The following is a 12,051-nucleotide window of genomic DNA, read 5'->3' as shown; positions in this document are numbered from 1 at the left end:
GGGAATATTGATGAAAAATGTGAATCAGGGAATGGGGACATTTCTGCTGGAGCCGCTCTGGACGGAACAGGCTTTGCTCCCGGCACCTTCTGCCGCGCAAGCATTTCGCAATGACGATCTGTGGCTGGTGTTATGCGATGTTGAGATGGCACCTGATGTGTCATTGGACGAACGGTACAGCCCGGATCGTTGTGTTCAGTTGAGTGCCGACGGCGATGTGGCCCGGCGCTATGTCGCCTGTGTCCTACAACTGCTGGAACTGTTGCGTGACATGATTGCCCATCCTCTGGCGCGATCGGTCAGGTTGCAGCTGGTGGTGACAGATAAGGGAGAGGCCAGCGTTATGCAGGGGTTGGGCGCGATGCTGCGCAGCGTGCAACGCGAGCATCCAGGTCTGCGTGGGCAGTTGGTCGTCCTGGACGACGCAGGATGGATCAACAGCGCCCAACGGGTTGATATGCTGCGTCATGAGGCAGATACGGCGGCGGAGTCGGTGCGTTTTGCCGGCGAAACGCGCCAGGTTTTGCACTGGGCGCCGATCCGTGCGGACGATGTTATCGCAGAGGATGCACTACCGTGGCGAGATCACGGCGTGTATTGGATCACTGGCGGTCTGGGTGGGTTGGGGCGGCGTCTGGCGCAGTCGGCCTGCGCAGTGAAGCAGCCGGTGCTGGTGCTGAGTGGACGCACCGTTGATGGCGAGGAACAGCAGCAGTTTGCCGAGACGTTGCGCGCGCAGGGGGCCACCGTGGAACTGCATGGGTTGGATATTTGCGATGCGCAGGCAGCCGGTGAGTTGGCACAGGGCATTATTGCCCGCCATGGGCGGCTGAATGGCGTAATTCATTGCGCTGGGGTGTTGCACGATCGCTTGCTGAGTTCAATGAGCGCCGCCGAGGCGCAGCAGGTGCTGGCGCCCAAGGTTTCCGGCCTGATGGCTATCGATCTGGCAACTCGCAATATCGCGTTAGAGTGGCTGATCGCCTGTTCTTCTATTACTGCGATCGTTGGCAACCTGGGGCAAAGTAGTTACGCGGCGGCCAACGGCTTTATGGATTATTTTGCCGTTTTACGCCAGGCGGGTGTGGAGAAAGGAGAGCGTCATGGCCGCACGCTGTCGTTGAACTGGCCGCTGCTGAGCGGCGGAGGCATGCAGCCAGATGAGGCGACGAGCTTTTATCTCCGACGTAACGGGTTGATGGTCACGCTGCCGCTGGAGCAGGAGCCCTGGGTGATGACCAGAGCGCTGTGTTATCCGGCGGCGCATCTTGCCGTCTGGCACGGTGACGAAAATAAGCTGACACAGTGGTTGGCGGGCGGCGCCAGTCCGACGCGCCCTGAACCAGTGCGGCCAAGGGCGGTATCCAACGATGATGCGCAGCAGGAAAGCATGGTGCGCTATCTGAAAAAATGCCTATCCGGTACGCTTAATCTGGATGTGTCGCGCATTGACGAGTATGCGCCGCTGGAGAAATACGGCATTGATTCTGTGATGGCGGTGACACTTATTCGCGATCTGGAATCGGTTTTCGGGCCGCTGCCGGTGACGCTGTTTTTTGAGTACCAGACGATTGCCGAGCTGACGCAGTACTTTATTACGCATCATAAGGAGGCGTTTCAGGCATTGCCGGATGTCGACCAGCCAGCGCCCCGGCAAAACGACGCAGATCGCGGATTGCCGTCAACCGGCAGCCTGCGGCGGCCTCAGCGGAGCGGCGGCTGGCCATCACCTGCTCCTCTAGTGGTGCCGGGTGGGGCTGAAGGCGCGCTGGATATTGCCATTATCGGGTTGAGCGGTCGCTATCCCGGTGCCGCTAACCTGGAGCAGTTTTGGCATAACCTGCAGGGCGGCGTTGACTCCATCACCACCCTGCCGTCGTGGCGCTGGGAATGGCAGCGTTACTTTCATCAGTTGCCGGAACAGAAGCAGGCCGCCTACAGCAGTTGGGGCGGGTTTATCGACGGCGTGGATGAGTTTGATCCGCTGTTTTTCAACCTCTCACCACGGGATGCGCAATATATCGATCCGCAGGAACGCCTGTTTTTACAGTGCGCCTGGCATGCGGTTGAGGATGCCGGTTACTCGCGCCGGACGCTGGGGGCAGAGGGGAACACCACCGGTGTTTTTGTCGGCGTGATGTATGAGGAGTACCAGCTGTATGGCGCGCAGGCGCAGGCGCGAGGCGAGGAAATGGTCCTGTCCGGCAGCGCAGCATCGATCGCCAACCGGGTTTCATATTTCTGTAACTTTCACGGCCCCAGTCTGGCCGTGGATACCATGTGCTCATCCTCGCTGACCGCGATCCATCTGGCCTGCCACAGCCTGCGCCGCGGGGAATGCAGTGTGGCAGTGGCCGGGGGCGTTAACGTTTCCGTCCACCCCAATAAATATATACTGCTTGCGCATGGGCAATTTGCTTCAGGGTCGGGGCGTTGCCAGAGCTTTGGTGAGGGAGGTGATGGCTATGTGCCCGGGGAGGGCGTGGGCGCAGCGATACTCAAGCCGCTGCATCAAGCGGTGGCGGACGGCGATCATATCTACGGCGTGATCAAGGGTAGCGCACTGAACCACGGCGGCAAGGTAAACGGCTTTACCGTACCCAATCCCAAATTGCAGGGACAGGCGATCCGCCGTGCGCTACGCGAATCGGGAGTGGCCGCAGAAGCGGTCAGCTATGTGGAGGCACATGGCACCGGTACTGCATTGGGCGATCCGATTGAGATCCGTGCCCTGAGCCAGGCGTTCGACAGCGATAAACGCCAGTACTGTGCTATCGGCTCGGTGAAATCCAATATCGGCCACTGTGAGAGCGCGGCGGGCATGGCCGGTTTAAGCAAAATTCTGTTGCAGATGCAGCACGGCCAACTGGTGAAAAGCCTGCATAGTGCAACCCTGAACCCGCATATTGATTTCAGTCAGACGCCGTTCGTGGTGCAGCAACAAAGTGCACCCTGGCAGCGCCCGCAACTGGCTGTAAACGGCAGGATGCGAGAACTTCCGCGCGTTGCCGGGCTGTCGTCCTTTGGCGCAGGTGGGGTGAATGCGCACCTGATTATTGAAGAGTATCGGGGGGAGAGCATAGAGACGCCGGTAGCGGGGCCGCAGCTTATCGTGCTGTCGGCGCGCACCCAAGAGCGTTTATGGATGCAGGCGGAACAGTTGCTGGGATTTCTTGCGGAACACCAGGTCAATCTGGCCGATCTGGCCTGGACACTGCAAACGGGCCGTGAGGCCATGAACTGCCGGCTGGCATTGGTGGTGGATTCACTGGCCGGGCTGGTGGAACAGCTTCGCGTGGCAGTGGGCGCCCCGCAAACGGAACATGACCCTGACGAGCTTATCGCATTTGCCGACAAACATGAGCGTGATGAGACGATTCGCCGCTGGATAGCGGCGGAAGATCTGCAGACGCTGGCGCGCCAGTGGGCGTTGGGAGCGGAGATCGACTGGTTGTGGCTATGGCCGGAACATAAGCCGCAACGACTGAGCCTGCCGGTTTATCCGTTTGCCAGAGAGCGCTGCTGGGTGCCAGGTGTATCGGTCGCGCCGGTGGCAGCCGGAAGTGCGGAAATTGCCTTGGGCACGGAGGAAATCGCGGTCAGCCGATTATCCGTGCCGCGCTATGACCCCGTTTTTTTTACTGAGGAATGGCAGGTACAGCCGCTTGAAAGTGTCGTTTCGCCCGCTATCCGGCACATTCTCTGCCTGCCGGGTGATGACGTGTCACTTGCCGAGATAAGGCAATTTTTTGCGGGTGTGGCTGCGGAGATCGGCGTTTCGTTTATCCTCAACGGCAACGCTGGCAATGTACCGGAAGGCGGCGATGTCTACTACGCGGGCTCCGGTTCGGTGGATGGTTACCTGAATGCGTTGCGGCGCGTTGCCGAACGGGGGGCGGACATTGATGTACTTTTGGATCTTCGCTCCCTGACCGACGAGGGCAAAGACGATCTCTCCGGCATGTTCCAGTTGCTCAAGGCGTTGAATCTGAGTGCTATCCCGTGCCGACGCTTACTCTGGGCGGGACATGGCGCCACCGATGTGGCACAGGCTTATCTTGAGGCCCGTATCGGGCTGGTCCGCTCGCTGAAATTCAGTTTTCCGGCAATGGTTGCCGTCAGCGTCGGTGAACGGGCACAGCAGCGAAGCGGGCTTGCTATCTGGCTTGAACGTCTGTGGGGTGAACTCGCCGAGGATAGCCTGCGGGATGTGATGTATCTGGAAGGTATCCGCCATATCTGTGAGGTGGCTCCGATAACGCCCAGGGTGCCAGAGGTGGAGGAACCACCGTTCCGTAATGGCGGGACCTACTGGATCACCGGGGGATGGAGCGGCATTGGTGCGCAAACCGCGCATTATCTGGCGACGCACTATCGGGTCAATCTGGTGTTGAGTGGACGAAGCGCACCTGATGCTGCCAGGCAACAATTGATTACCCAGTTATCAGCCAATAACGCTTCTGCGCTGTATGTTCAGGCCGATGTCACCGACCGGGCAGCGATGGCGGCAGCGTATCACCAAGTGAAGGCACGTTTTGGTCAGGTTGACGGTGTCATTCACGTGGCGGGTTTGTCGGAACAGGCCGACTTACTGACCACCACGGACGAGCAATTCAGGCAAATTCTGGCAACAAAAACCGTCGGCGTTGAGATCCTCAATGAGATTTTGTGTGATGAGCCTCTGCACCTGGCTTGTTATTTCGGCTCGTTGTCGGCCTCTATCGGCGATTTCGGTAGCGGCGCTTACGCTGCGGCGAACCGTTTTATGATGGCTTGGGCGCGGTTATGCCAGCAGGCGCAGCCGCAAAAACGCATTATCACCCTTGGTTGGCCGCTCTGGCATGACGGCGGCATGAATGAGAAAAATGCTGACTTGATCGAGCAATACCTGGTGGCCAGCGGACAGGGGGCGCTGGAGACGGGGGACGGTATGCGCCTGCTGGAGCAGATGCTGCGAATGGATAATCAAACGCAACCGCTGATTACGTTAGGTGATGCGCCACGTATGGCCCACTTATTACAGCAGTCGTTAACGCGCCAGACGGTGCAAGAGCCGCGTGCGGACGTTACCGACGTTCAGCCGGGGCAAAACGCCGGCCGGGGTTATCACCCGGAAATGGCGGGCCTGAGTCTCAATGCATGTATTGCCTGGGATTTACAGCAGCAGGTGCACCTGCTGCTGGGTATCCGGCGTGAGGAACTGGATCCGAACGCCAATTTGGCGGAGTACGGGTTTGACTCAATTCGGCTGGTGGAGATAACCCAAAAGGTGAATGAGTATTACGGGTTTTCCCTGTCGCCGTCGGTGTTTTTCAACTATCCCACTCTGGGTCGGCTGGCCGATTACCTGGAGGAGGAATACCAGCCGTTGATGGCGGAGTTTTATCAGGCACCTGGTCAGCTTGCTGGAGAGTCCGCCGCTTCTACCTTGAGCGAAGCAGAGGTGCCGAGCGCGCAAACATCATCATCCGTACCTGCTGCCATGGACGATCCGATCGCCATTATCGGCATCAGCGGTCGTTTTCCGCAGGCGCGCGATGCCGAGGCGTTGTGGGACATTCTGGCGCAGGAGCGTTGTGTGGTGCAGCCTTATCCGCCGGAGCGCCTGCCTGCGGACGGGCGATGGGATGAAGCGGCGAAATACCGGATGGGCTCGATGCCCGGCGTTGACGAGTTTGACCCACTATTTTTTGAGATCTCGCCGCGTGAAGCCGCAATCATGGACCCACGCCAAAGGCTGTTATTGCAGGAGGCTTGGCGGGCGTTGGAGGATGCCGGTTACGGCCCCGAACAATTGCAACAGCATCATATCGGCATGTTCGTCGGCGTTGAGCAGGGCGATTATGCCCAGTTGTTCAGCGAGATGCCGGATGTCGGCGCACTGACCGCTGGCCATAACGGGGTGCTTGCCTCACGCCTGGCCTACATGCTGGATCTGCATGGCCCAACGATGGCGATCAATACCGCCTGCTCTTCCGGCCTGGTGGCTTTACATCAGGCCTGCCAGAGCCTGCGCACTCAGGAATGCGACACGGCGATCGCTGCTGGCGTCAGCATGATGGCGACGCCGATGGCGATTGGCCTGATGGAGATGTCTGGTATGTCATCGCCTGATGGGATCTGCTATGCCTTCGACCAGCGCGCCAACGGTATGGTGCCCGGCGAGGCCTGCGTGGCACTGGTGCTCAAACGCCTGTCGCAGGCCCGGATGGACGGTGATCCGATCCATGCGGTGATTGCCGGCAGCGGCATTAACTATGACGGAAAAACGCAGGGGATCACCGCGCCGAGCGGCACGGCGCAGACCCGGCTGCTACAGAGTATTTACCAGCGCTATCGGATAGCGCCGGACCGCTTTGACTATATCGTAACGCATGGCACCGGGACGCCGCTGGGTGATCCGATAGAAATCAACGCGTTGAATGAGGCATTCAAACCTTACTCTGCGCGTCGGGGGTTCTGCGCGCTGACGTCGAGCAAACCGAACCTGGGCCATGCGCTGGCAGCATCCGGGCTGGTCAGTCTGGTGGCGCTGGTCCAGGCGCTGCGCCATGAAACTATTCCGGCCAGCCTTAACTGTGAACAGAAAAGCCAATATATCGAGTGGCAAAACAGTCCGTTTTACGTCAACAAGCAGGCGCGCTCGTGGCCGATCAAGGCGGCCTCGGTGAGGCAGGGGGCGGTCAGCGCTTTCGGTATGAGCGGCACCAACGCGCATGTGGTGGTGCAGGGCGCAGAGCTCGTTGCCACGTCGGCCACGCCGGTTACGCCACCGTTGCCGTACCATCTGCTGGTGTTGTCGGCCAAAACGGCAGAGGCATTGCGGCAATCGCTAGGGCAATTGAGCGCGCTGTTGCAGACGAAAACATGGCAGGCCAGCGAATTGCAGGCGATGAGCCACACCTTGCTTAATGGCCGCCATCATTTTACCCACCGCTGTGCTCTGGTAGTGCAGGATGGCGATGAGGCAGCCTCTGTGCTGGAGCTGACATTACAGGGGGAAGCGCCCGCGAATTTGCTCCAGGGTCATACCCGGCGTGATTTCCGTCCGCAGAAAACGTTGCAGACTTACGGAGAAACGCTGTTGGCCGGGATCAACGTGCCGCGAGAGGCGGTAAGCCTGCGCGAGGCGCTGCTGATGCTGGGGGATATGTATTGCCAGGGGTACGTGCTGCCGTGGCCGACAATGTTTGGCTCACAACCGCCGCGTCGGCTTCATTTACCGAGCTACCCGTTTGCCCGTGATCGATACTGGGTCAAGGCGCAGCTGTCGGACGGTGCGCAGAGCGAATTGCCCGCGATACGTCTCCCGGCGGTTCTGGGTGCAGTTGCGGCAGCCAATACTACGCCGCCTGCTATTGCGCCGCGGGTGACGCTGATGCCGGCGCCGGAACAGGAACAGACGCCGATTGACGGTGCAGACAAAGTGATCGTCTTTGAACGCCATCTCACGCTGCTGGCCTGGGCACAGATTGGCAGCCTGGGGTGGCTGGCGGATGAGACAAAAGTCACGCCTGCTTTCCGACGTTGGTATCAGGCTACGCTGGCGATGTTGCAGGAGCGGGGTATCGATCTCAGCGTCGCCCCGCCGGACTGGCAAACCCAGTGGGGAGAGTGGGCGGCGGCTCGGGAGGCGCTGGCAGCGATCCCGGTGTTAACCGCGCAGGTGAAACTGATGGAGCCTTTATTGCTGTCCCTCGCGGCGATTTTGCGTGGTGAGAAGCAGACTACCGAGGTGCTGTTTGCCAAAGAGCAAATGGCGCTGCTGGAAAATGTTTACCGCAATAATCCGGTAGCCGATCGCTTCAATGGCGTGCTAGCGGAGCGGTTTGCCACCTATGTGCAGGCTCGTGTGGCGCAGGCGCCGCAGGTCAGATTACGTATCCTGGAGATTGGCGCCGGTACCGGCGGCACCAGTGGGCTTATTTTTGACCAGCTAGCCCCTTGGGCCGGGAATATCGAGGAGTATACCTACACTGATATCTCCGATTTTTTCCTCCACTATGGTCAGAAAAACTATCTCGCGCAGGCGCCGTATCTGCGTACGCGGAAGCTGAATATCGAAAGCGCGCCAGAGGAGCAGGGGATCGCGGTCGAAAGCTACGATATCGTCATTGCCGCCAACGTGTTGCATGCCACCAGAGATGTGCGGGTTTCTCTGCATAACAGCCGGAGCTTGCTGAAACCCAACGGTTTGCTGCTGTTGAATGAAATCGCCAGTGCCAACATGTTTACGCACCTGAGCTTTGCGTTGCTTGACGGTTGGTGGCTATTTGAAGACGAGGCACTGCGTTTACCGGGAACGCCTGCCCTGACGCCGTCTACCTGGCAACAGATACTGCAGGAGGGGGGATGGCGTTCGGTGGAGTTCCCCGCGGCGGCAATCCACTCTTGGGGGCAGCAGATTGTGCTGGCTTTCAGGAAGGATGAGGCGCTGAAGCAAAATGATATTGCACTGGACTACCCAGAAGCGCAAGACGATGGGCAAGTCCGGCAGATCGGCCTGGAGTTGGCGGCGATGGTGGCTGAGCAACTGATGCTGCCGGTTGAGAGCCTAGATTTTGATGCTCCACTCGCTGAGTTTGGTGTGAATTCGCTGATCCTGATGTCGTTCAGCGAAAAGCTGAGTGCGCGTTTTGGCTTAACGCTGACGCCGGCCGTGTTCTTTGAAACACCAACGCTTAGCGCGCTGGCGGCTTATCTGGCAAAGGCAAGCGGTAGTATTCAGGAGCAGCAAGCCAGCGTACGGGTTGTATCGCCGACCAATGCCGGCAACGCCAGTATGGGTGCTGAAGTGAAACCCACCGTCAACGATGAACCGGTGGCGATTATTGGCATCAGCGCCCACTTTGCACGTTCACCGGATATCGGGGCGCTGTGGCAAAAGTTGCAAACGGGCGAGGATTGCATCGAAGAAGTGCCACCGGAACGCTGGTCGTTGGAAGGTTTCTATACCCCGAACCGTGAGGAGGCGATAGCGCAGGGGCTGAGCTACAGCAAATGGGGGGGATTTGTCCGGGAGGATGAGCTAGTCATGTCGCCCACCGGCAAGGACGCTCAGCGGCTTGCGCCCGCTCAGGCGCTGTTTGTCGAAGCCGTACAGAATGCGATTGAGTCCGCTGGGTATGATGCGGCAGCGCTGGCGCAGCGCAGTGGATTACCGGTTGGTGTGTATGTTGGTGAAGTCAGCGATGTCGGAGATCGGCAAACGCTACGCTCTCCGACTGCCGTGGCGGCAACATCCTGCATTGTTTCAAACCTGTTTGGTTTTACCGGCCCAAGTCTGTCGGTAAACGCGCACAGCGCCTCTTCTCTGGCCGCTGTGCATACCGCGTGTTTGAGTTTGGCGCGGGGCGAGTGTGGGGTCGCCATCGCCGGAGGTGTTTCCTGGTTTGATGAGCAGGCATGGCGGTTATTGTGTCGTTTCAATCTGATGGGAACGCGGATGGACAGCCGTAGTTTCTCCGAAACGCGCGACGGCATGCTATTCGCCGATGGGGCGGGAGCGGTTGTGCTGAAACCGTTATCTGCCGCTCAGCGGGATGGCGATAACGTGATAGCACTGATCCGTTCGACAGTGACGGGCTTTGTCGAACCGCTAGGGGAACACGGAAATCCGGTGAACAAGCTGGCGGAACTGATGCGCGAAAATTTCCGCCGCTCTTCCATTGATCCGCGCACTATCGGCTACGTTGATGCTGCGGCTGCTGGGCTGCCTGCGGGAGATGCGTTGGAGTTTGCAGCAATGAGCCGGGCTTTTGATTCCTATACCGCAGATCGCCAATTCTGCGCTCTGGGTTCGGTGCAATCCAATATTGGGCACGCCGGTGCGGCTTCGGGTATTTCTCAATTGGCTAAGGTGGTTTTGCAATTACAACACGGCCAATTAGCGCCCGGTTTTTACCGGGGAAGCACGTTTGATAAGGCGCTGGATCTGCCGCAGTCCCCGTTCTGGACGCCGCTGGAACTGACGCCGTGGGAGATGCCGGGTGTTGATGTTCAGGAGGGCGAAAAAGTGCCGCTGCGCGCCATGATCAATTCGCAGGGATACGGCGGTTTTTATGCTGGCGCGATTATTGAGGGCGTCGCACCGCCACAGGATGAAGCCGAACCAGAGGAGCAGGCCACTCAGCTTATGGTGCTTGCTGCTGCTGATGAAGAAGGACTGCTGGCGGAGTTGCGCCGGTTGTTACGCTTTATCACCACGCACCGCAATTTGCGCCTGGCGGACGTGGCATACACTCTGCAAACCGGCCGCGTGGCTGGTAGTTATCGCTGGGCTGTGACAACGGACAACCAGGCGGAGCTTGCCCAGACTCTGCGCCGTTTCCTGGATGATCCCGTGGCGACGCATGATGGAGTGATGTCCGGTGTGGTTGAACCGGGCGGCAGCGTGTTTGACGGTTTGTTGGATGACGAGGCGAAGCGAATGATATTGCAGCGTTACGCCGCTGATGGCGATCTCTGCCGGTTGGCCAAGTGGTGGATCAAGGGCGCTGAAATTGAATGGGGCGTGCTACACGTCGGAACCCGCGTGCGTCGGGTCTGGTTGCCATCAGAGCGGCGCGATAAGGAGGCATGATGAGGGAGTTGGTAGGGTGCTGGCGGCTGGAGTCTGTGGAATACCGGGTAAACGGGAAACGCGTTTACCCCTTTGGTGAGTGCCCCTCCGGGCGACTGGTGTACAGCGAGAACGGATATATGTCCGTCATACTGATGACATCGGGCAGAAAGCGTATCGGGTTTCTATCGGATCTGTTTTACACCCGTGAGGTATCGGTGTTTGCTAAATTCCGGGGGCTGCTGCGCTATATGCGGGCCTCGATACAGGGAATGAGCTATTCCGGGCGTTATACGCGCGAGGGTGATCAGGTTACGCACTATATCGATGTCGCCTCTTACCCGGATTTGGAAGGGGAGAAGCGGGTGCGCTGGATCGAGTTTGACGGCAATCATCTGGTGCTAAAAGCGCAAGACGCTGCGGTGTCGCACGGACGCTTGGTCTGGCGACGTGAAACGCCGGTGGAACAACGTTCAGGCGTCGTGGCCGACTGCACAGGGAGGAAGATGAATGTGGGCGGATAATCAACCGGTTAAAACCATTTTTATGTATTCGGGGCAGGGGTCGCAGTATTACCACATGGGAGCGGGGCTTTATGCGACCAACCTTGTGTTTCGCCAGCGGATGGATGCACTTGATTGCATGGCCGCCGATTTGTGCGGGTTTTCGCCGCTTGCGGCGCTTTATGCCAACGAGAATTCGAAAAGCACCCCTTTTGAGGACACGCTGCTTTCCAGCCTGACAATTTTCATGCTGGAACGGGCCATGACGGAGACCCTGATACATTACGACTGCCGGCCGGACGGCGTGCTGAGCTTGAGCATGGGGGCGTTTGCCGCGCTTTGCACCAGCGGCGTTGCTGATGAAGAGGCGATGATGACAGCGTTGTTTCGCCAGGCACAGGCGATGGAACACTGTTGTAGCGCCGGCATCATGCTGGCGGTATTAGCTCCCATGAGTCTTTGGCTGGATGAGGAGGTGCTGCGGCACAACGCTGAGATTGCGGCAGTCAATGGCGAGTCGCATTTTGTGTTATCGCTCCCGCGTAGCGCCCTGGCACTGGTTGAGGATCGGCTTATGGCGCGCAATGCGCTTTTTCAGCGTATGCCGGTGTCTCGTGCTTACCATTCCCGCTGGATTGAATCGGCGCACCAAGCGGTGCTTAGCGCCTTCGCTGGTGTGGCGTTTCGCCGCGCTACACTGCCGGCCAGTTTGTGCCTGGCGGTACCGGAGAGCGGCGATGTTTCACCACCAATCATGTGGAATATTGCCCGTGGGCCGATTTGTATGCGCGAAGCCGTACAGAGCCTGGAAGGTAGGGAGAAGTACCGGTATATCGATGTTGGCCCCTCGGGAACGGCGGCTACGTTGCTGAGATATATGCTGCCCGAGGCCCGTAAATCTGCTGCCCATATACTGCTCAGCCCGCTGAGACAGGATGAGCGGTCATTCAATATGTTGTTGGCGAAGACGGTGTGATCACCCCGATT

Annotated in this window: 3 protein-coding genes; all 3 read left to right on the top strand. The window is 58.9% G+C overall.

Features of this window, described 5'->3' with window-relative positions; all coding sequences use genetic code 11:
- Positions 1 to 10: 10 nt before the first annotated feature.
- Genes D9980_RS10575 through D9980_RS10565 form a run of 3 tightly spaced genes read left to right on the top strand, consistent with a single transcriptional unit; the run spans position 11 to position 12,040 of the window.
- On the top strand, positions 11 to 10,582 hold the full coding sequence (locus D9980_RS10575) for an SDR family NAD(P)-dependent oxidoreductase (protein ID WP_121607253.1): 10,572 nt from the start codon (positions 11 to 13) through the stop codon (positions 10,580 to 10,582).
- Entirely contained in the window at positions 10,579 to 11,085 is a 507-nt protein-coding gene (locus tag D9980_RS10570; RefSeq protein WP_121607252.1) for a lipocalin-like domain-containing protein, read from the top strand. Before D9980_RS10575 ends, D9980_RS10570 begins: the two co-directional genes overlap by 4 nt.
- Positions 11,072 to 12,040 (top strand): acyltransferase domain-containing protein, encoded by a 969-nt coding sequence (locus tag D9980_RS10565; RefSeq protein WP_121607251.1) that lies wholly within the window; start codon positions 11,072 to 11,074, stop codon positions 12,038 to 12,040. The genes D9980_RS10570 and D9980_RS10565 overlap by 14 nt, the downstream gene beginning before the upstream one ends.
- Positions 12,041 to 12,051: the final 11 nt, after the last annotated feature.

The organism is Serratia sp. 3ACOL1, from assembly GCF_003668775.1.
Classification (GTDB): domain Bacteria; phylum Pseudomonadota; class Gammaproteobacteria; order Enterobacterales; family Enterobacteriaceae; genus Chania; species Chania fonticola.
The sequence above is the reverse complement of the archived record's forward strand: the minus strand, read 5'-3'. Positions and strand labels throughout refer to the sequence as shown.